General features: G+C 70.7%; 22 protein-coding genes. 5 read left to right on the plus strand and 17 right to left on the minus strand.

Features of this window, described 5'->3' with window-relative positions:
* Positions 1-24 precede the first annotated feature (24 nt).
* The 3 genes from MDN94_RS20275 (at position 25) to MDN94_RS20285 (ending at position 2,504) form a co-directional block, all read left to right on the plus strand.
* Complete coding sequence (locus tag MDN94_RS20275) at positions 25-717, plus strand: response regulator transcription factor (RefSeq protein WP_482727305.1); 693 nt, start codon at positions 25-27, stop codon at positions 715-717.
* Complete coding sequence (locus tag MDN94_RS20280) at positions 714-2,012, plus strand: sensor histidine kinase (protein ID WP_482727306.1); 1,299 nt, start codon at positions 714-716, stop codon at positions 2,010-2,012. The genes MDN94_RS20275 and MDN94_RS20280 overlap by 4 nt, the downstream gene beginning before the upstream one ends.
* 63 nt (positions 2,013-2,075) lie before the next feature.
* Positions 2,076-2,504, plus strand: a complete 429-nt coding sequence (locus tag MDN94_RS20285) for a hypothetical protein (RefSeq protein ID WP_482727307.1) — start codon at positions 2,076-2,078, stop codon at positions 2,502-2,504.
* 54 nt (positions 2,505-2,558) lie between these two features.
* On the opposite strand, the gene MDN94_RS20290 is transcribed toward MDN94_RS20285, so the two are convergent.
* A complete protein-coding gene (locus MDN94_RS20290) occupies positions 2,559-3,401 on the minus strand; it encodes a CAP domain-containing protein (protein ID WP_482727308.1) in 843 nt (280 codons plus the stop codon).
* 294 nt (positions 3,402-3,695) lie between these two features.
* Here MDN94_RS20290 and MDN94_RS20295 point away from each other — a divergent pair, with 294 nt between their 5' ends.
* Positions 3,696-4,685 carry a fibronectin type III domain-containing protein gene (locus MDN94_RS20295; RefSeq protein ID WP_482727309.1) on the plus strand — a complete coding sequence of 330 codons (990 nt, stop codon included), beginning with the start codon at positions 3,696-3,698 and terminating at the stop codon, positions 4,683-4,685.
* 42 nt (positions 4,686-4,727) lie between these two features.
* On the opposite strand, the gene MDN94_RS20300 is transcribed toward MDN94_RS20295, so the two are convergent.
* Positions 4,728-5,255: a DinB family protein gene (locus MDN94_RS20300; RefSeq protein WP_482727310.1), complete on the minus strand. Its 528-nt coding sequence runs from the start codon at positions 5,253-5,255 to the stop codon at positions 4,728-4,730.
* Between the two features lie 179 nt (positions 5,256-5,434).
* Here MDN94_RS20300 and MDN94_RS20305 point away from each other — a divergent pair, with 179 nt between their 5' ends.
* Positions 5,435-5,686 (plus strand): DUF6400 family protein, encoded by a 252-nt coding sequence (locus MDN94_RS20305; protein ID WP_482727311.1) that lies wholly within the window; start codon positions 5,435-5,437, stop codon positions 5,684-5,686.
* A 271-nt stretch (positions 5,687-5,957) separates the two neighbouring features.
* On the opposite strand, the gene hypE is transcribed toward MDN94_RS20305, so the two are convergent.
* The 15 genes from hypE to MDN94_RS20380 form a co-directional block, all read right to left on the minus strand.
* The gene (hypE, locus tag MDN94_RS20310; RefSeq protein WP_482727312.1) at positions 5,958-7,076 is read right to left on the minus strand and encodes a hydrogenase expression/formation protein HypE; all 1,119 of its coding nucleotides are present in this window, start codon (positions 7,074-7,076) and stop codon (positions 5,958-5,960) included.
* Positions 7,069-8,208, minus strand: coding sequence for a hydrogenase formation protein HypD (gene hypD, locus MDN94_RS20315; RefSeq protein ID WP_482727313.1), 1,140 nt, complete (start codon positions 8,206-8,208; stop codon positions 7,069-7,071). Before hypD ends, hypE begins: the two co-directional genes overlap by 8 nt.
* Positions 8,205-8,525, minus strand: a complete 321-nt coding sequence (locus MDN94_RS20320; RefSeq protein WP_482727314.1) for a HypC/HybG/HupF family hydrogenase formation chaperone — start codon at positions 8,523-8,525, stop codon at positions 8,205-8,207. The genes hypD and MDN94_RS20320 overlap by 4 nt, the downstream gene beginning before the upstream one ends.
* Positions 8,526-8,564: 39 nt before the next feature.
* Positions 8,565-10,955: a carbamoyltransferase HypF gene (hypF, locus tag MDN94_RS20325; RefSeq protein WP_482727315.1), complete on the minus strand. Its 2,391-nt coding sequence runs from the start codon at positions 10,953-10,955 to the stop codon at positions 8,565-8,567.
* Entirely contained in the window at positions 10,952-11,647 is a 696-nt protein-coding gene (gene hypB / locus MDN94_RS20330) for a hydrogenase nickel incorporation protein HypB (protein WP_482727316.1), read from the minus strand. The genes hypF and hypB overlap by 4 nt, the downstream gene beginning before the upstream one ends.
* Positions 11,648-11,649: 2 nt before the next feature.
* Positions 11,650-12,063 carry a hydrogenase maturation nickel metallochaperone HypA/HybF gene (locus MDN94_RS20335; RefSeq protein ID WP_482727317.1) on the minus strand — a complete coding sequence of 138 codons (414 nt, stop codon included), beginning with the start codon at positions 12,061-12,063 and terminating at the stop codon, positions 11,650-11,652.
* A gap of 149 nt (positions 12,064-12,212) precedes the next feature.
* Positions 12,213-12,329, minus strand: coding sequence for a DUF6893 family small protein (locus MDN94_RS20340; RefSeq protein ID WP_482727318.1), 117 nt, complete (start codon positions 12,327-12,329; stop codon positions 12,213-12,215).
* Positions 12,330-12,391: 62 nt separating this feature from the next.
* Positions 12,392-12,904 carry a hydrogenase maturation protease gene (locus tag MDN94_RS20345; protein ID WP_482727319.1) on the minus strand — a complete coding sequence of 171 codons (513 nt, stop codon included), beginning with the start codon at positions 12,902-12,904 and terminating at the stop codon, positions 12,392-12,394.
* The gene (locus tag MDN94_RS20350) at positions 12,901-14,304 is read right to left on the minus strand and encodes a hypothetical protein (RefSeq protein ID WP_482727320.1); all 1,404 of its coding nucleotides are present in this window, start codon (positions 14,302-14,304) and stop codon (positions 12,901-12,903) included. The genes MDN94_RS20345 and MDN94_RS20350 overlap by 4 nt, the downstream gene beginning before the upstream one ends.
* On the minus strand, positions 14,301-14,939 hold the full coding sequence (locus MDN94_RS20355; RefSeq protein ID WP_482727321.1) for a DUF6084 family protein: 639 nt from the start codon (positions 14,937-14,939) through the stop codon (positions 14,301-14,303). The genes MDN94_RS20350 and MDN94_RS20355 overlap by 4 nt, the downstream gene beginning before the upstream one ends.
* Entirely contained in the window at positions 14,936-15,568 is a 633-nt protein-coding gene (locus tag MDN94_RS20360) for a DUF5947 family protein (protein ID WP_482727322.1), read from the minus strand. The genes MDN94_RS20355 and MDN94_RS20360 overlap by 4 nt, the downstream gene beginning before the upstream one ends.
* Positions 15,569-15,597: 29 nt before the next feature.
* The gene (locus MDN94_RS20365) at positions 15,598-16,161 is read right to left on the minus strand and encodes a hypothetical protein (RefSeq protein WP_482727323.1); all 564 of its coding nucleotides are present in this window, start codon (positions 16,159-16,161) and stop codon (positions 15,598-15,600) included.
* Entirely contained in the window at positions 16,158-17,939 is a 1,782-nt protein-coding gene (locus MDN94_RS20370) for a nickel-dependent hydrogenase large subunit (protein ID WP_482727324.1), read from the minus strand. Before MDN94_RS20370 ends, MDN94_RS20365 begins: the two co-directional genes overlap by 4 nt.
* Before the next feature lie 67 nt (positions 17,940-18,006).
* A complete protein-coding gene (locus MDN94_RS20375; RefSeq protein ID WP_482727325.1) occupies positions 18,007-19,095 on the minus strand; it encodes an NADH-quinone oxidoreductase subunit B family protein in 1,089 nt (362 codons plus the stop codon).
* 55 nt (positions 19,096-19,150) lie between these two features.
* Positions 19,151-20,866: an enoyl-CoA hydratase-related protein gene (locus tag MDN94_RS20380; RefSeq protein WP_482727326.1), complete on the minus strand. Its 1,716-nt coding sequence runs from the start codon at positions 20,864-20,866 to the stop codon at positions 19,151-19,153.
* Between the last annotated feature and the right edge of the window lie 2 nt (positions 20,867-20,868).

Genomic DNA, 20,868 nt, shown 5'->3' on the forward strand with positions numbered 1-20,868 from the left:
ACTGACCGGCTAACGTGCCTGCTCATGGCCTCCGTACTTGTCGTCGAGGACGACCCTGTCATCCGGGCCGCGCTCATCGAGGTCCTCACCGGACACGGGTACGCGGTGAAGACCGCCCACCAGGGCTTCGAGGCGCTGCGCGAAGTGACCCAGTGCCCGCCCGACATCGTGGTGCTCGACCTCGGACTGCCCGATCTGGACGGGCTCGACGTCCTCCGGATGATCCGGGGCATATCCCGGGTGCCCGTCCTGGTCGCCACCGCCCGCGACGACGACACGGAGACCATCAGGCTGCTCAACGCGGGGGCCGACGACTACATGGTCAAGCCGTTCTCCGGCGGCCAGTTGGCCGCCCGGCTGGCGGCCGTGCTGCGCCGGTCCGGGCCGGCCGTGGAGGCGGCCGATCGGCAGCCCGTGGTCCAGGTCGGCGAACTGCGGATCGACCCTCGCGCCCGCACCGCCCACCTCGCCGGCTGTGAGCTTGCTCTCACACGCCGGGAGTTCGATCTTCTCGCGTACCTGGCAGCACACGCGGACCAGGTGATGTCCCGCAAGCGGATCCTCGCCGAGGTGTGGCAGCAGCCGTATCTGGAGGACCAGACCGTGGACGTCCATCTCTCCGCCCTCCGCAGGAAATTGGGCGAAAAGGCATCGCAGCCAAGATACCTCCACACAGTGCGAGGAATCGGCATAAAACTGGTCAGCTCGCCCTCATGAGGCGCGCACTCGCCGGGATCGCGCTGGCCGTGACGTCGATGGTCGCGCTGTCCTTCCTCATCCCCCTCGCCCTACTGGTCCGCGAGCAGGCCCGCGACCGGGTGACCACCGCCGCCGAACAGCGGGCGTCCGCCCTGTCGCCCGTCCTCGCCCTCACCACCCGCCGGAGCGACGTCCAGCAGGCCGTCGCGGAGCTGGACTCCCACGACCGGCTGGCCGTACGGCTCCCGGACGGCGGGTTCGTCGGCACCCCGCACGCCCCGCGGGAAGCGCTCGACAGTGCGGTGCGCAGCCGGGGCACGCTGGCCATGGACACCGCGGAGGGATGGGTCTACCTCCAGCCCGTCGTCCTGCCGGGGGACCGGGTCGCCGTCGTCGAGGCGTATGTGCCGGCCGCGGATCTGACCCGCGGCGTGTGGGCCTCCTGGGGTGTGATGTCGCTGCTGGCCCTGGGGCTGGTGGGCGGCTCCGTGCTCGTCGCCGACCGGCTGGGCGCCCGGGTCGTCCGGTCCTCGCAGAGCCTGAAACGCGCCTCACTGGCGCTCGGCTCCGGCGACCTGGACGTGCGGGTGGAACCGGACGGTCCGCCGGAACTCCAGGACGCCGGCGCGGCGTTCAACACCATGGCCGACCGTGTCGTGGAACTGCTCGCCATCGAACGCGAGATGGTCGCCGACCTCTCGCACCGTCTGCGCACCCCGCTCACCGCCCTCTACCTCGAGGCGGACCTCATGGGCCCCTCGGCGGGAGCCCGCCGGATCACCGCGGCCGTCTCCCAGCTCGAGAGCGAACTCGACTCGATCATCACCGCCGCCCGTACCCCGTTGGCCGCGAGCCAGGGAAGCGGCCAGGCGCCGGTGCGGCCCTGCGAGGTGACGGAGGTCGTTGCGATGCGACTCGACTTCTGGTCGGTGCTCGCCAAGCAGCAGAACCGGATCTGCGAACGCTCCTTCACGCCGCGCCGGACGCCCGTGCGGTTCCTGGAGGACGACCTCGCCGCGGTGGTGGACGCCTTGATCGGCAACGTCTTCCGGCACACCCCGCAGGGAACCGCCTTCGCCGTACGGGTGGAACGCGACGACCGGCAGGTGGTGCTGACCGTGGACGACGCCGGCCCTGGCGTCGCCGATCCGCAGGCGGCACTCACCCGCGGCGTCGGCGGCGGAGGCGCGGGCAGTACCGGGCTCGGCCTGGACATCGTGGCGCGAGCGGCGCAGGCCGCGGACGGCTACCTGGAGATCACCCGAGCCCCGATGGGCGGCGCGCGGGTGCGGGTGTCCTTCGGGCTGGTGTGAGGGGCCAACGGCGCCTGCGGCGAAGTTCCCTGTGATCTTCCGAATCCGGCCAGGCTCAGCAGGATGCGTCGCCCGGGTGGCACGCTCCACCGGAAGTACGGCGTCCCGGTCGCCCTGGCCTCCGGCTACCGGGCGTCGAGCGGACCTACGTCAGCCGCGAGTACCATCGGGCCGCGCTCACCTGCGAGCTGGACCACCCCGGAGCTGAAGGACCTGGCCCGCACTTGGCTGGAGTACGGCTTCCTGCAGGGCCGCAGTCTGCGGCACGACCGCGACCGCGACGGCTACGAGGTCGTCCCGACGTGCGCCCGGGGCCGCCTCGGCGACCCACATCCGGGCCCGCGCCGCGCACGGTTCCTCACGTCCCGTGCCGAGGCCGCGGTGGAACGGAAGCAGGAGGACGCCTTCCGCTTCTTCGAACGGGACTTCGGCGCCAGGCCGTCACACGGCGGGTCCCGCACGGTCGACGCGCCCGTTGTGACCGCGGGATGACGGAAAGGCCCCGGGGGTCGTACCCCCGGGGCCGCATGATGCGTCGGGCATGCCTCAGCGGCCGGCGCCGAAGTTCTGCGTCCACCACGGGCCGCCGTCACCGAAGTGGACGCCGACGCCGAGCTCCTTGAACGAGCAGTTCAGTATGTTCGCGCGATGGCCGGGGCTGTTCATCCATGAATTCATCACGGACGCGGCGTCCCCCTGCCCCCTCGCTATGTTCTCGCCGAGGGTCGACCAGACGTATCCGGCGGCCTCGACGCGGCTCGTCATCGTGGAGCCGTCGGGGCCGGTGTGCGACATCACGCCGCTGCGGGCCATGACGTCGCTGTAGTCGTCGGCGGCCTGTGTCAGCTTCGCGTTGGCGGTGAGCGGCGAGCATCCCGCGGAAGCGCGCTCCTTGTTGACGAGCGACAGGACCTGGGCCTCCGGACCGCTCGAGTCCGAGCCGCCGGATCCACCCGAAGTACCGGAGCCGGACCCGCCGGAGGAGGAGGCCGGCCGGTCGCCGCCCGTGGGGGCGCCGGTCGCCGCCTGCGTCGTCGTCCGCGGCCGGGGCTTCGTCGTGGACGCCGACGGGCTCGGCGCCCGCTTCGGTGCGGCGGAGGCGGTGACGCTCGGGCTCGGTGAGGCGCTCGCACTCGCCGAGGGGGAGGGCGATGCGAGGAGCGACGGGCTCGCCGCTGTCTCCTCGCCGCCCGCCTCGGCGGCGTCCCCGGCGGCGTTGGTCTCCACGCGGCTCGCTCCGCCCTCGTCCCCGCCCGTGGCCAAAGTGATCCCGACCCCGGCGGTCACGGTGATGACGCCGAGTGCCAGTACGGCGCTGCGGGCCCGCAGGCCGGTCCTGCGCCGGGCGTGCGAGCGGGCGTTGGGGCGAGCGGCTCGTCGAGAACCCATGCTTACGACACCTCGGAAGGAAGACGGCTGAGCAATCGTGATCCCGGGGGCGCCGCTGCGCCCACCGGGATCACGGTGGGGGGTTGCGGAGATCGTAAGCCGGTTCGAACGGTGTCGTCCCTTCCCTGAGGGCTTCTTCAAGAAGCCATAAGGAAGGCATCAGGCTCACGCAAGGTACGAAGGCGGCGAGGCCGCCGCGGTGGGGCCGGGTTCCCGGGTGCCTTGTGGGGAACACCGGACTGTGGCATACAGGTCTGGACCAATGCCCGTCGTCCGTCACGCGGAGGCCCGACCGTGCACCGTCCCCCCACCCTTGTCACGCCGTCCCGCCCCGCTGTCCTCCTTCTCACGGCTTGCACCGCCCTGGCCACCCTCGCGACCCTCACCGCCTGCGCCGGTGAGACCCCGGACGACAAGCCGCCGTCGACGCCCTCCGGTGTGACCGCCCAGGCCGGCAGTGCCACGTCGGTACACGTCATGTGGGACAAGTCCTCCGACAACAAGGCGGTCACCGGCTACGAGGTCTACCGCAAGGGCACCAAGGTCAAGGCCCTGCCGGGCAGCAAGCACATGGTCGACGTCGAGGGGCTGGCGCCGCGGACCGCGTACAGCTTCACGGTGCGGGCGCGGGACGCGGCCGGGAACCTGTCGGCGCCCAGCGCCCCGATATCCGTGACCACACCGGCCCCCGCCCCCGACGACCGCCGGGCCCCGGGCCGGCCGGCGAGGGTCGAGGGGCGTACGGACGGCGGCACCGCGGTGACCCTGACATGGGAGAGGGCCACGGACGACACCGGCGTCACCTCGTACGACATCTACCAGGAGGACTCACGCATCCACAGCGTGAGCGGCACGCAGACCGGCGCACGCGTCACCGGCCTGCGGCCCGGCACCGTCTACACCTTCACCGTCCGGGCCCGCGACGCGGCGGAGAACTCGTCGCCGGACAGCGATCCCGTCGATCTCACCACTCCGTCCGCGCCGGGCGGCAGCGGCGGCAGCACGGCGCCGACCGATCTCGAGGCGAGTGCCCGCAAGGGCGCCGTCGAGCTGCGATGGACCCCGCCGCGGACGGGCGCCCCGGTCAAGGAGCACCAGCTGTATCTGAACGGCAGGTTGGCGACCACCATCGTCTGGGGTGCGGAGCCGCCCGCCGGGACGGCCCTGTACACCATGACCGTCACCGACGAACCAGGCACGCGCTACAGCATCAAGCTCCGGGCGAAGCTGCCGGACGGCAAGTGGGGCGACTTCTCGGCCCAGCGGACGGTGGTGGTCCGCTGAAGAGGCGGAGTGCGCGCCTCCTGCCGTCGGCGACCGTCGACGCTACGCGCCCGTGACGCCGTCGATGCTCTCCCGGAGCAGATCCGCATGGCCGTTGTGGCGCGCGTACTCCTCGATCATGTGGACCAGGATCCAGCGCAGCGACACCCCTTCGCCGCCGAGCACCGCCGCGTTCTCCTTCGTGAGCGTGCCGGAATCGTCGAGCGAGGCGTCCGCGATCAGCTCACGGCTCCGGTCGACCTCGGCCTGCCACGCGGTCAGAGCCTCGTCGATCCCGCGGTCCGCGGCGAGGGCGTAGCCGAATCCGCCGTCCTCGCCGTAGAGCAGCGGGACGTCGTGGCCCGCGAACACGCGCTGGAACCAGTTGCGTTCGACCTCGGCGAGGTGCTGGACCAGTCCCAGGATCGTCATCGACGACGGTGTCACGGCGGCGCGGCGCACCTGGTCGTCGTCGAGGCCGGCGCACTTGAGTGCCAGCGTCGCGCGGTGGAAGTCCAACCAGCTTTCCAGCATGGCCCGTTCACCGGCGTACGGGGGCGGGATCGGGCGTCCGTCGGGTGTCGTCTCCATACGCGGCACCCTCGCACACGCACCGACCGGCCATCGACCCCACGACAGGGCGGGCCGGGCCCGAGACGGTCGAGGGGTGGGAGCGATGAAGTGCGTCACACCGCCTTCACGGCACGTCCGCCGCTCTGGTAGACGTGGCGGGGTCCGGCTTGTAGCACCTTCATACGAAAGCACCCCCCATGGACCAGGGCTCCGCACCCGACCACCTGAACTTCACCATCGACCTCACGCTCGAGGAGGCCCGCCGACGGGCCGAGGTCATGGCGGCCCTGGGTCCCGACTGGGATCCCGTGGCCGCACTCCGCTCGGAGGAGGCGGCCTACGCGCTCCTCTATTCCGGCCTGGACGCGGAACAGGAGCAGGTGTACCGACGGCTCGTGGCCGCGGGCGTGCTGCCGGGACGGGAGTCGGGCGATGCGGCTTCCGATTGATCCCCAGGCGGACCCCGCCCGGCGGGCATGGGTCGCCTGCCCCGGCTGCGACGACGCGCGTGGCTGCGTGACCTGCTCGGAGCGGCGCAACTGCTCCGAGCACTGGCGTTATCTCATCTCGAACGAGGGCGCCAGGGTCCATCTGCAGTGCCCGGCCTGTGCGCACACATGGACGTGGGACACGCGTGCCGACAGGGGTCGTCGGACCGCCTGAGCGTGATCCGCCGGGCGCGACGGCACCTGCGTCCCCTACGCCTGCGGCCGGTGCGCCTCAGCAGATCCGGGGCAGTTGTTCCCCGACGGGCAGATCGACGACCCGTGTGCCGCCGAGACCGGTGCGGGCGACCACCATCCCGCGGTGCTCGTCCACCACCTCGCCGATCACGGCGGCCTCCGCGCCCAGGGGATGGGCGCGCATGGCCGCGAGGACCTCCTCGGCGTGCTGACGCGGGACGAAAGCGACCAGCTTCCCCTCGTTCGCCACGTACATCGGGTCCAGGCCCAGAACGGCACACGCGTTGGCCACGGGCTGGGGGACCGGCACCTCCCGTTCCCGGACGAGGACCCCCGCCCCGGACGCGGCCGCGATCTCGTTGAGCGAGGCGGCCAGTCCCCCGCGCGTCGGATCACGCAGGACGTGCAGGTCGGGCGTGACGGCGAGCATCGCCTCGACGAGGCCCCCGAGCGCCGCGCAGTCGCTCTCGATCTCGACCCCGAACTCAAGGCCCTCACGCACGCTCATGATCGCCACCCCGTGGACACCGATGGCGCCGCTGACGATCACGACATCGCCGGGCACGACCCGCTGGGGACGCAGATCGACCCCCGGAGGGATCAGACCGATGCCGGAGGTGTTGATGTAGATACCGTCGCCGTGACCGGCCTCCACCACCTTCGTGTCGCCCGTCACCACCTCGACCCCGGCGATGCGCGCAGCCGCTCCGAGTGCATCGGCGACACGACTGACGACGTCGATCCCGACGCCCTCCTCGAGGATGAAGCCGCAGGACAGGTAGGCGGCGCGGGCCCCGCTCATGGCGAGGTCGTTCACCGTTCCGTTGACGGCCAGATCACCGATGCTGCCACCCGGGAAGAACAGGGGCCGCACCACGAAGGAGTCGGTGGAGAAGGCCAGCCGCGCCCCGCCGAGTTCCAGGGCGGCGGAGTCCGTCAGGGCGGACAGCAGCGGGCCGCCGAATGCAGGGGCGAAGACCTGCTCGACGAGCTCGGCGGACATGGCCCCGCCTCCGCCGTGGCCCATCACGATCCGTGGCCGGTCGCTCAGCGGGACGGGGCATGTCCAGGACAGCATGTCCGGCCCTACTGGTTCGCCGCACTCCGCAGCGGTGGACGGGTCCGAGGGACGGGGAGCGCTGGTGGTGTCAGACAACGGCACTGCCCTCCAGAGATGGGGCGCCCGAGGACGGGGCCTTCAGTTCGAGCCGCCGGTACAGGTAGTACGCGGCGCAGGCGCCCTCGCTGGAGACCATCGTGGCGCCCAGCGGAGTGCGGGGTGTACAGGTCGTGCCGAAGGCCTCGCACTCGTGCGGCTTCAGCAGACCCTGCAGGACCTCCCCGCTGCGGCACTCGGCCGGCTCCCTGGTGTTGATGCCGTCGACCGAGAAGCGGTATTCGGCGTCGTGGTCCCGATAGCGCTCGGACAGCCGCCAACCGCTGTCGGGAATGACGCCGATACCGCGCCACGGCCGGTCCGTGACCTCGAACACGTCCTCGAGCATGGCCCGGGCGGCCGGATTTCCCTCGGCCCTGACGGCGCGCGGGTAGGCGTTGTCCACCGAGTGCTCGCCCCTCTCCAACTGCAGGACGGTGCGCCGCACTCCCTCCAGGATGTCCAGTGGCTCGAATCCGGTGACGACGATGGGTACCCGGAAGCGCTCGGCGAGTTCCGGGTACTCCTCCGTCCCCATCACGCTGCACACATGTCCGGCGGCGAGGAACGCCTGCACACGGCAGTTCGGGGACTGCATGATCGCCTCGATCGCCGGAGGTACGCGCACGTGCGACACCAGAAGGCTGAAGTTGCGGATCCCGAGCTTGCGCGCCTGATGGACCGTCATCGCGTTGGGCGGCGCGGTGGTTTCGAATCCGATACCGAAGAAGACGACCTCACGGTCCGGGTTCTGCTCGGCGATCCGCAGGGCGTCGAGCGGCGAGTAGACCACCCTGACGTCGCCGCCTGCCCCTCGGACCTGGAAGAGGTCCCGCCCGGTGCCCGGGACGCGCAGCATGTCACCGAAGGAGCAGAAGATCACCCCGGGGCGTGAGGCGATCTCGAGAGCCTTGTCGATCACTTCGAGCGGTGTCACGCACACCGGACAGCCCGGCCCATGAATCAACTCGACTTCCTCCGGAAGAAGTTGGTCGATCCCGTGCCGGATGATGGTGTGGGTCTGGCCGCCGCAGACCTCCATCAGCGCCCATGGCCGCGTCACCGTGGCGCGGATCTCGTCCAGCAGCCTTGCCGCCAGGTCCGGGTCGTGGAATTCGTCGATGTACTTCACCGGGGTACCTCCTGGGCCGCGCCGTCCTGCGTCGGCCGTTCCGCTTCTTCCATGTGGGCGGCCGCTTCCCACGGGTCGCCGAACTCCTCCTGGAGCATCCCGAGGTTCTCGAACAGCTCCAGCGTTCTGCGGGCCGATTCCTCGTCCAGCCGCTGCAGGGCGAAGCCGACATGGACGATGGCGTACTCACCGACCCGCAGGTCCGGCAGGTACTCGAGGCACACCTCCTTGACCACTCCGCCGAAGTCGACGGTGGCCATGCGGGTGCCGTCCCTGTCCTCGACGCCCAGCACTCTGCCGGGTACCGCAAGGCACATGTGTGTCTCCTTAACGTTGGGCTGGTGGGCCTGTGCCCCTCATCCGGCCTGGGCTGCGGCGTGGGCGGCCACGACGAGCTGGCCCACGGCCAGCCCTCCGTCGTTCGGCGGGATCCGCTGATGGCGCAGGACGGTGAAGCCGTCGTCGCGCAGACCGCGGGCACAGAGGGAGGAGAGCAGGACGTTGGCGAACACCCCGCCGGTCAACGCGACGGTCTCGAGGCCGACCTCGTCACGCGCAGCGCCACACACCGTGCGGACGAGCCGCGCCACCGCCCGGTTGAAGCGCGCCGCGACGGCGGGCGCCGGGGTGCCGTGCCGCAGGTCCTCGACGACTGCGCCGAGCAGTGGTGCGGGGTCGCACGCGACGGGAGACCCGGCCGACCGGAACAGCCGGAACGCGTACCGTGCGTCGTCCTCGGACTCCGCGCCGACAGCGGCGGCCTCGAGCTCGATCGCGGCCTGCGCCTCGTAGTCCGCGAGATGGCAGACTCCGGCCAGCGACGAGACGGCGTCGAACAGACGGCCCATGCTCGACGTGGGGACGCAGTTCAGGTTGCGTGTCAACTGCTGTTCCAGTACGGCGCGTTCGTCAGTGGGGCACGCCGCTACGCACGGCAGGTCGTCGCTCCAGGGCATGCCCGCCGCACGCAGGTGCGCCAGGGCCATGCGGTAAGGACGTCGTACGGCCGCGTCCCCGCCGGGCAGTGGCACGTATGCGAGATGCCCGAACCGGGAGTACCCGGCGTAGTCCGCGATCAGGAACTCGCCGCCCCACACCGCGCCGTCGTCCCCGTGGCCGGTGCCGTCGAAAGCGACTCCGATCACCGGGCGGCTGCCGTTCAGGCCGTGCTCGGCCATGGCTGCCGCGACGTGGGCGTGATGGTGCTGGACCCGCACGACCGGCCGCCCGTCGGCGTGGCGGTGCGCCCACTGTGCCGATCGATACGCCGGGTGCCGATCGGCGGCCACCATGCGGGGCCGCACTCCAGTGATGGACTCCAGCTGCTCCTCTGCGCGCTCGAAGGCCAGCTGCGTCGCGAGGTCGTCCATGTCCCCGACGTGGGCCGAGAGCCAGGCTCTGCGGCCCTCGCCGAGACAGAAGCTGTTCTTCAGGTCTCCGCCGACGGCAAGGGCGGGGACCACCGGCACGGGCAGGGTGAGAGGCAGCGGGGCGTGTCCACGGGAGCGACGCAGCATCAGGGGCTCGCCGTCGCAGACACGCATCACCGAATCGTCGCACGGCACATGGATGGGGCGATCGTGCAGCAGCCAGGCGTCCGCGAGACCGGCCAGCCGTGTCTGTGCTTCCGTGTCGTCGGTGACGATGGGTTCGCCGGCGATGTTGCCGCTGGTCATGACCAACAGCCTGGGCGCGTCGTCCTCCTGCGTGCCCGGTCCGAGGAGCAGATGGTGCACCGGCGTGTAGGGGAGCATGACGCCGAGGTCGGGGCTGCCCGGTGCGACGTCTTCACAGGGGACGGCAGTGCCGGGCCGAGGCCGCGCGCCGGGACGGCGTCGCATCAGGACGATGGGCCGTTCCTTCCCGGTGAGCAAGTCCCTCTCGGCAGGGCCCAACCGGACAAGGTGCTCGACGTCGGAGATGCCTTTGGCCATCAGGGCGAACGGCTTGCCGCCGCGGGCCTTGCGCCGCCGCAGCTCACCCACCGCCGAGGGGTTGGTCGCGTCGCAGGCCAGGTGGTAGCCGCCGAGTCCCTTCACGGCGACGATCGCGCCACCGGCGAGCAGCCTGCGCGCCGCGGCGACCGGGTCGGTGTTCGGCGCTTCGGCCGAAAGTGCTCCTGCGCCGTCGCTCCCCGCGACGATCAACCGCAAGCGGGGTCCGCAGGCGGGGCAGGCGACCGGCTGCGCGTGGAAGCGGCGGTCGGCCGGGTCACCGTACTCCCGTGCACAATCGGGACACATCGGAAACCCGGCCATGGTGGTGTGGTCGCGGTCGTAGGGCAGACCGGTGACGATGGTGAATCGCGGCCCGCAGTGCGTGCAGGTGATGAACGGATGGCGGTACCGCCGGTCAGCCGGATCGGAGAACTCCGCGAGACAGTCGGCACAGGTGGCCGTGTCCGGGGACACCAAGGTGCGCACGGGGCCGCCGGCCCGGGACGGGACGATGACGAAGCCGTTCCCCCCGACGGCGGGCACCTCGGTGGCCTCCACCGATTCGACGAGTGCGAGGGGCGGGGCTTCGGGGGCGATGCGCGCACAGAACCGCGCGACCTCGGCAGGTTCCCCTTCGATCTCCACCACCACGCCGTCGACCGTGTTGGTCACATGGCCCGAAAGCCGCAGTCCTGTGGCCAGCGCGTACAGGTAGGGCCGGAATCCCACACCCTGTACCACGCCCCGCACGACGACCCGGCTGCGCAGCACTGCCGGCGCCAGGGCCGCACCTGACTGCGGCGTGATCACGCGCGTGCCTGAGCCATCACCGGAGCGTGGACGGCGCTTCCCCCCGCCGCCGACAGGGCCCGGTCCACGAGGCAGCCGGCGCCCTCTCCGTTGCGTACCGACGTGAGGACCACCTCCACGCCCGGGTTGACCTGCTGCACATTGCTGCGGAAGACCGCCTCGTCGAAAGCGGCGGCCTCCGCCATGTCGGTCTTGGTGACGACGACCAGGTGCGCGAGCCCGAACGCGGTGGGGTACTTGAGCGGCTTGTCCTCCCCCTCGGTCACGGAAGCGAGGACGACCCGGAGCGACTCGCCCAGGTCGTAGGAGGCGGGGCACACCAGATTGCCGACGTTCTCGACGAAGAGCAGCCGGGTGTCCTCGGGCAGCCAGTTGTGCAGGTGCCCGGCGAGCATGTCGGCTTCCAGGTGGCACAGCCCGTCGGTGAGGATCTGCTTGACGGGGACGCCGGAGCGGGCCAGGCGTTCCGCGTCGTTCTCGGTGGCCAGGTCCGCGGTGAGGGCGGCGGTGGGTACGCCGCGTTCCCGTGCCAGCAGCAGTTCCCCTTCGAGCAGGGCGGTCTTTCCGCTGCCGGGGCTGGAGAGCAGGTTGACGACCGTGGTGCCCCGGGCGGTCAGCTCGGCGCGCAGAATCCGTGCCGCCGCCTCGTTCTTCGCCAGGACGGCCTGCTGGAGGTCGACTACTCGGCACATGCTCAGCTCTCCTCGGGAGTCGGTTCGTGGATGCGTGCGTGTGTCATGTCGACATCGCTCCCGGCCGCGGCGTCGGTCCACCGCACCTCGGAGATCCGCAGCTCACGGCCGGAAATGAGGTCCGCGGCGGCATCGCCGCAGGCGGGGCAGATCAACTGCGGCGGCATGCCGACGTCCCACACGTCCGCGCAAGCGCCGCAGCGTGCGGTGCCCGTGACGGACCGGGTGACGAGTTCGGCGCCTTCGAGGACCGTGCCGGCGCAGGCGAGTTCGAAGCAGAAGGCCAGCGCGTCGGGGACGACCCCGGCCAACTCGCCCACCTCGAGGCACACGCTCTCGACACCCACTGCCCCACCGGAGCGCGCTGCCTGCTCGACCTGATCGACGACGGCGAGCGCGACGGACATCTCGTGCATCGCTCTCCGTCCTGTGCCGGGGGTGTCTCCGGCGCCCATTACAGGGCGGCGCCGTGGCGCCCGGCGTCCGGCGCGCCGGGGTCACACCGTTGCGTACGCCGTTCGGTTCACCCGGGCGGCCCCGCCGGCCCGGGTGAGTACTCCGGGCGTCACATCCTGCGGATGCGCAGGTACCGCATGATGTCGGGCAGGACGCCCCTGACGATGGCGGCGACCGCCGTAGCGGCTGTTGCGGCGGCGGCGCCGCCGATGAGGGTCTTCTTCATGGGGTTCTCCGCGCCTCTCCTACGACGGCTTGTCATGCGGCGGCTTCTCACGCGGTGGCCTTTCATACGACGGCTTCCTTCCGGACCAGGTCGGTCACCATCCGCACCGCTCCCGGCACCGCGGCGTCCACCTGTGGGCTGAGCCCGATGACTTCGTCGATGACGGAGGGTTCGCAGCCGACCAAGAACGTTCGGCGCGGGGGTGCGGCGCCGGTCCCTGCGCACAGGGTGTCGAGCAGTGCCAGGACGGCGTCGGGTGACATCCGATGCCCGTCGAGCGGGACATCTTCCTCGGGGGACCGGTCACCAGGCGTTCCTGCCTCGATCAGATACAGCGTTCCCGCCTCGCCCCCGCGCGCTGTCGCGTCGACGATCACGAGCGTGTCGTAGCCGTCGAGGAGCTGATAGGCGAGGTGGACACCGCGGATCCCGATGTCGGCCACTTCGACATCGGGCGGCAGGTCTTCCTGCGCCAGCCTTCTGGCCACCTCGACGCCGAAGCCGTCGTCGCCGAGGAAGATGTTGCCCACCCCGGCGACCAGTGTGCGGGGACCGGGCGGTACGGGAATGGTCACGCGTCCTCCAGGACTTCGACCTCGTCGGGCTGGAAGTAGAGGAACCGCCCCTGCTCGCGGCGGATGTCCGCTCCTGGGTCGTCATCGACGGTGACAGCGATGTGCACCCCTCCGTCGACGTCGTGCAGCACGGCTTCGACGAGTGCGCTGCGGCCGTGCAGGAACAGGTCCTGGGCATCGGTGTGGCGCAGGCCCGGCCGCAGCACGACCCTGCTGCCCGCGCGTACCGTCCGGCCGTCGACCAGGACATGGTCGCGGCCCGGATCGACGCTCGCGTCGCCGCCCGGGTCCCACCAGGGGGTTTCCGGCCGGAAGACCGCCTGCTCGTCAGGCTCCTGCCGCCCGGTCACCTCCCGCAGACTGCGTACCGCTCCGTGCAGGCGCTCCAGGACCTCCGGTGGCATGGTGTCGGCGAGGTCGATCACGGCCGCCGCGCGGGCGTCCGTTCCCCTGGCCTCGCGCTTCTCCTCATCGGTCAGCGCCGCGGTGCGCAGGGCCAGGATCTCGTCGATCTCCGTGGCGTCGTACAGAGCCCCAGGGCTCTCCGGCGCGATGGCCGGGTGGTCCTCGAGGATGATCGGCGAGGAGAGCACCAGGTCGCCGCTGCCCGGTTCACCGGCGAGGACGGGCCAGGTGTGCAGATTCCGGCAGGCGGCGACAGCGCCTCGCGCCCATTCGGGCGGGTCGGTCATCGAGAGGAACGCGCCGGCGTCCAGGCGTAGCAGCACATGGCTGGCGACCAGTGAGTACGGCAGGGCAGCGTCGCGGTCGCCGCCGCTGCCGGGCGTCCAGGAGCTTGTGTTCTCCACCACCATGCACAACCGTTCGACGCGGTACGGGCCGTCCAGCTCGGTCGTGGAGAGTCGTACGGCGCCGCTGATCTCCTCTCGGCGCCGTACCAGCCGTCCGACGACCCGGCCTGCGGCGTCGGTGACCGGTTCGGTCTCCTCCGACGCGGGACGCGTGAAGGGGAAGACGACACCCTCCCCGGCCAACTCCGCGACCGGGACGGTCAGTTCGACGTGTTCCTCCTGGCCCTCGTCCCAGGGCACCAGCACGCGGTCGTCCAGGTGCAGTTCGCGTACCGTCTCGAACGTCCCGTCGGGCCGGGCTTCCTGGACGACGCGCCGCTGGGTGTGCAGGAAGCGGACTTCGAGCGCGAGCGTCGCGTCACGTTTCGGTTCCATGAGGCACTCGGTGTGCTGGAAGTCGTGTTCCTCGCCCGTGGCGCTCCAAGCCGGAGGTACGAGGACGCCGAACTGCCAGCGCAACCTGTTCTTGGCGGCCGACGCCCGGTACGGGTAGAGCACATAGCCCTCGAAGAGCACCGCGTCCGCGACCTGCCGGGCGACGGCGAGCCGGGTCTGCGTGTCTGGGGTGAACGTGGTGGCGGTGGTCATGCCGTCCTCGCCCCCGCCTCTTCGAGGAGCGTCTCGACGGTCGTCTGCCAGGAGGGCAGCGCACGCCGCGAACGGTAGGCGAGCAGCGCGTCCATGGTGTCCCGCGGGAGCCGGATCCAGCCGCAGCCGGGGAAGTGCTGCTCGATCATCTCCTGCCAGACCTTCACGGGCATCCGGTAAGCGATCTCCTTGTCCCAGGGCACCGGCTCGACGTGGAAGCCGCCGGCGCCGGTGAAGGCTGTACCGGAGAACAGCATGAGCAGCGGGACCTCCCCGTCGGCCAGGGCCCGGAAGTAGCGGGATGCCGCGATGTCCGTGTCGTAGGTACAGGGCACGACCAGGTCCGTCTCGATCTCCCCCGTGAAGCCGGCGACCATGACGGACACCTGTGCGAACTGCACCGGATTGAGGCTGCTGCCCCATCGGGAGCGTTCGCCGAACAGGTCGGCCAGCGCCTCGGCCTCCGCGTCGTCGTATCCACGCCGGGCGGGCTCGATACGGATCTGGCAGCGCAGCGCGAGGGCGTGGACCCGTACGCCCTCGGAGGCGGTGATCCTCAGCCGGAACACGAGGGTCGGGCCCGCGGCGTACGCGTCGGCACGCACGCCGGTGCAACTGAAGGAGAACTCGGTCATGACCGGCTCCTTGGTACGTCGCGCGCCGTGTCGCGGACATGGGCGAAGAACGCGTCGAGGTCGGCCCGGGCCTCCGCGCCGCCGTCGAAGCCCTGCCAGCGCAGTCGCATACGGCCCACCAGTTCGTAGCAGATGTCGACCGGCACCAGATAGCACTCGGTGCGACCGCCTTCGCGTCGCAGCAGCAGGGCCTCGACGTCCGGTTCGAGCAGCGCGCCAAGGTGCGTCCCTTCGAGGACCGTCTGCCAGGACGACGGCTCGAGTTCGCTCTCGGTGGCTCCGGCCGGGCTCGGGTAGAGCGCGACGAGTCGGTCGAGGGCGGAGTTGCGCAGGAAGAAGGCCACGCCGACGGGAATGCGCAGCTTCTCCCAGGCGCTGTCGTCGAGCCGGTGGCCCGGGTCGCTCAGATACCGGCCGGGGACCGCCCGGAAGCGGCCGTTCGGCCCGCCCGAGCGGTCCAGCAACTGGGAGCACGGGCCGCAGGCGCAGGCCAGTGCCCGCTTCTCCGTGTCGACCAGGTGCCGGTGGCGTTCACCGACGAGAGCCGTCCCGCACAGTTCGCACTGCTCTTCGCGGGGGCGCCGTGGCGTGGCGAAGCGGTGCAGGCCCTGCCGGCCCGGGGGGTGCAACGGCACTCCCGGGCCGACCCGGTGCGCGCTCACGACGCCGTGGCCGACGAGCGGCCACCTGAGACGGCGTGCGGCGGGCCGCTGCCGATCTGGAGCAGCGTCGGCTCGCGCGCGGCGGCCGCCGCCTCCATGTCGACACCGGCCACCTCGGGCGCGAAGCACGCGAGCGCGTCGACAGCCGCCTGCCGGACCGACTCCTGGGTGCTGGGGCAGCCGCAGCCCGTCGAGGCCTTGACGCTCAGGCGCAGCACACCGGTCGACGGATCGAAGCCCGCGTTCTCGACGGGGTGCGGAATGCTGTTCAGGGCCCGGGCGATACGGGCAGGCAGGTCTTCCGGGTGCAAACCGTGCAGATTCAGCAGACTGGCGACGAGCTCGTCGCCCAGGAGCCCCTCGAGCGGAGTGCCGGGCGGCTGGGCGGGGGGACGTTGGAGCAGATCGACCGCCCGGCCGAACGCCGAACCGTAGAACTCCATGAGCACCCGCACCAGTTCCTCCGCCGCCGTGCAGATTTCGGCGTCCTGGGTGGCGGCCAGCCGGTCGAGGATCTCCTCGACCTGTCGGCCTGCCTGCTCCGCGGTCAGCGCGCTCATCCGGCGAGGCCGCTCAGACCGGTGGGCACGTGCATCGACTTCACCGTCTTGCCGGCGCCCACGTACATGTGGACGCCGCACGGCAGGCAGGGGTCGAAGCTGCGCACGGCACGCATGATGTCGATGCCCTTGAAGTTCTCCGGCGGGTTCTCCTCGAAGATCGGTGTGTTCTGCACAGCGTCCTCGTAGGGACCAGGAGTGCCGTAGGTGTCGCGCGTGGAGGCGTTCCACGGCGTCGGCGGGTACGGGTGATAGTTGGCGATCTTGCCGTCCCTGATGACCATGTGGTGCGAGAGGACACCGCGCACCGCCTCGGTGAAACCGACGCCGATGGACTCGTCCGGTACCTCGAACTTCTCCCAGGTCTGGGTGCGTCCGGCGCGGACCTCCTCGAGCCCCTTCTCCGCGCAGTGCAGCGCGACGGCCGCGGCGTAGGCCTGGAAGTACGTGCGGGCGCGGTTGCGCTCCAGCGCGTTGCTCCACCGGGGGATCTTCCACTCGAAGGTGGTCTCCGGCTTGGTCATGGTGCGGGGCAGGTTGATGAGGACACTGTGGCCGGTGGCCTTGACGTATCCGATGTCGACGAGCCCGGACAGGGCGGTGGACCACAGGCGGGCGATCGGACCACCGCCGGTGTCCAGCGGCAGGTGCTCTTTGCCGTCGAACCAGCGTGGCGACATGACCCAGCTGTACTTGTCGCCGAAGTCCCGCTTCTGCGGCGCGGGGATGGTGTGCTGGTTCCAGGGGTGGCGCGGGTCGACGGGGTTGCCGAGCGGGTCGTGGGTGACGAACTGCTCCTGGCCCTGCCAGTCCTCGTAGTACGAACTGCCCAGGAGGATACGGATCCCGAGGTTGATCTCGGTCAGGTCGTTGGTGACGAGCTTGCCGTCCACGATGACGCCGGGTGTGACGAACATGCGCCGGCCCCAGTCGCTCATGTTGGCGTAGGTGAAGTCGCAGTACTCGGGGTCGTTGAGCGCTCCCCAGCAGCCGAGCAGCACACGCCGGCGGCCCACTTCCTCGTATCCCGGCAGCGCTTCGTAGAAGAAGTCGAAGAGGTCGTCGTGCAGGGGGACGACACGCTTCATGAACTCCACATAGCGCATGAGGCGAGAGAGGTAGTCGGTGAAGAGCTGCACCGACGCGATCGTGCCGACGCCGCCCGGGTACAGCGTGGAGGGATGCACATGGCGCCCCTCCATCAGGCAGAACATCTCCCGCGTGTAGCGGCTGACTTGGAGCGCCTCGCGGTAGAACTCCCCCTCAAGGGGGTTGAGGGACCGCATGATGTCGGCGATGGTGCGGTAGCCGTGGTCGGCGGCGTGCGGCGCCTCCGTGCGTTCGGCGAGTTCGAGGACGCCAGGGTTGGTCTCGCGGACCATCTTTTCGCAGTAGTCGACCCCGACCAGGTTCTCCTGGAAAATGTTGTGGTCGAACATGTACTCGGCGGACTCGCCGAGGTTGATGATCCATTCGCCGAGGTGCGGCGGCTTCACGCCGTACGCCATGTTCTGCGCGTACACGGAGCAGGTGGCGTGGTTGTCGCCGCAGATACCGCAGATCCGGCTGGTGATGAAGTGAGCGTCGCGCGGGTCCTTGCCGCGCATGAAGACGCTGTAGCCGCGGAAGACCGACGAGGTGCTGTAGCACTCCGCGACGCGCTTCTGCTTGAAGTCGATCTTTGCGTGGATGCCGAGACTTCCCACGATCCGGGTGATCGGATCCCAGGCCATCTCCACCAGGCCGGTGCCGTCACCGGTCGTCGTCGAGGATGCCATTGTGTGTGCGGTGCCCTTCGTCAGTTCTTCGAGCAGGACGGGGGAGTGGTGGCCCCATGGGGAGGGGTCACCACGGCGGCCGGTAGCCCGTGGTGATCTTCTGGCCCGTGTGCCGCCACTTGGGTTCCCGGTCCACCGTCTTCGCCGTGATGGTGCGCAGCCTGCGGATCACGGATCCGTAGACGCCGCTGGCGGTGCTGGAGACCTTGCCGCCGGGCGGTTCGTCCATGAACGGCATGAACTTGTCCGGGAAACCGGGCATGGTGCAGGCGATGCAGATGCCGCCGACGTTCGGACAGCCGCCGATGCCGTTCATCCAGCCGCGCTTGGGTACGTTGCACTTGACAACGGGGCCCCAGCAGCCGAGCTTCACGAGGCATTTGGGCGAGTCGTAGGTCGTGGCGAACTGGCCCTGCTCGTAGTAGCCGGCCCGGTCGCATCCCTCGTGGACGGTGGCGCCGAAGAGCCACGTCGGCCGGAGCTTGTCATCGAGGGGGATCATCGGCGCGGACCCCGCGGCCTGGTAGAGCAGGTAGGTCAGGGTTTCGGCGAAGTTGTCGGGCTGAATGGGGCAGCCGGGCACGCACACGATGGGGATGCCCGCTTTGGACTTCCAGTCCCAGCCCAGGTAATCGGGCACGCCCATCGCACCGGTCGGATTGCCGGCCATCGCGTGGATGCCGCCGTAGGTGGCACAGGTGCCGATCGCGACCACCGCGAGGGCCTTGGGCGCAAGCCGGTCGATCCACTCGCTGGTGGTGATGGGCTGGCCCGTCTCGGGGTTGTCACCGAAGCCGCACCAGTACCCTTCCTGCTTGATCGCTTCGTTGGGCACGGACCCTTCGATCACCAGCACGAACGGGTCGATCTCGCCGCGCTCGCCCTTGAAGAACCACTCGATGAAGGTGTCCGCCCCGTCGACGGGCCCGCACTCGAAGTCGATCAGCGGCCAGTGGACGGCGATCTTGGGCAGGCCCGGCAGACCGCCGAGCGCGATCTCCTCGATGCTGGGCTGCATGGCTGCCGTCAGCGCGACCGAGTCGCCGTCGCAGCTCAGCCCGGCGTTGATCCAGAGGATGTGGATCGGCGACTCGTCGCTGCCGGGCGTACCGGATGCGACGGGCTCTTCGACCGTGGTCGGCGTTCCTGCGTTCATGAGTACGCCTCCTGGGAGGTTCGCGGCAAAAACCGCATACGGGCCTCCGGTCTTGCTAGCAGTCGGCCGGGTGCGCCGCCACCGCACCCGGGCCGTCGAAGCCGGCGGGGGCCTCCTGTTTTCGCACGAACGCACGACGCAGAGCGTGGTACGGCGCCTCGGGATCCGAGAAGGTGCGCAGCATGTGCGCGAGCTCCTCCGCGCGATAGGCGGCCAGCGGCTTCGTGGCCGCACGGCGCTCGCTCTCCGCCTTCTTGGCGGCGACGCGCAGCTGAGCGGCGGGAAGGGCCGCCAGCCGCACCGCCAGTCGGGTGACCTCGGCGGTGAAGTCCTGCGGAGCGCAGTCGACGACCCGGTCGACGAGCCCCATGCGCTGCGCGGCGGCAGCGGACACCGGGCGGGCCTCCTCGGTGAGCCGCTCCGCCATGGGGGCGCCCACTCGGCGGGGCAAGGTGTAGGTCCAGTACTCCGACCCGTGGAGACCCATGCGCCGGTAGTGCGGGTTGAGCACGGAGCCCGAGCGGCACCAGACCTCGTCCGCGGCCAGGGCGAGCATGACGCCGCCGGCGGCGGCGTTGCCGCCGATCGCGCTGACCACGAGCCGGTCGGTGGTGGTCAGAACGGCTTCCACCAGGTCGTTCATCGCGTTGATGTTGGCCCAGGACTCCGCGGCGGGATCGGCCGCCGCGTCGATCACGTTCAAGTGGATGCCGTTGGAGAAGAAGTCCCGGCTGCCGCCGAGCACCAGCACGGCGGTGGGGCGGGAGCACGCCGCCCGGTAGGCGTCCAGCAGCCGGCGGCAGTGACCGGTGCTCATGGCCCCGCCGGGGAACGAGAAGGAAAGGAGCCCGACCGGCCCCTCCTCCCGGTAGCGGATGTCGTTCCAGGTGGTGCGGTCCTCGTCCGGGTGCAGGGGCGCGGGAATCTCGGGCAGAGCCGGCAACCGGTCGGCCAGCGCGACGGTGGCGGGCAGTTTGCAGGCGCGTGGCAGCCCGGGGCCCCGGCGTGCCCGCAGTTCGGGGATCCACACCGCGCCGTCGGCCGTGGCCCGGCAGACGGCACCCGCCCGCGTGGCCAACAGCTCGCCGGGCCGGCCGCGCAGCGCGTCCTCCGCGTGCCCGCCGTGGAGGAACCACTCGCCGCCGAGCAGCTCGTCCAGCACGCCGGGCTGGGAGTCCGCGCCGCGCAGTTTGCGAAGGACCGTTTCCGTGGAGTCGTCTCGCCAGGAGATCCGGCGCAGCGCCTGACGGAAGTACGGTCGGGTCCGCGCCGCGATCGTCCGCGGAAGGCCGCTCTGCGGCTGCGGAACGTGGTGGCCCGACGCGAAACGGTCGACGGCCAGCAGGACCGCTTCGACCGCGGCGTCGGCAACCTCGTTCCGGTACAGGTCGCTCTTGGCGACCCTCGGGACGGGAAGACCGACGGTCGCCCATACGTCGCCGGCGTCCATCTCCTCGTCGGCCTGAAGCACGGTGACACCCCACGCGTCGACGCCCTCGTCGATCGCCCAGTCCAGCGAGGACGGTCCACGGTCCCCCACCGGTCCCGGATGCACGATGAGGCAGGTGTACGCCGACCACACGTCCCGGGGGACCACGGCCTTCAGCAGGGGCGCCACCACAAGGTCGGGCCGGTGCCGCTGTACCGCGACCCTCACCGCCGCGCTGTGCGGCGCCACCTCCACGGCCACGGCGTGCCTGCGGTCACGCAGTTCGGCGTGGACCCGCTGGGTGAGACTGTTGTACGCGCTGGCGACGAGCAAGATACGCATGG

The sequence above is a fragment of the Streptomyces sp. WAC00040 genome (assembly GCF_056835925.1).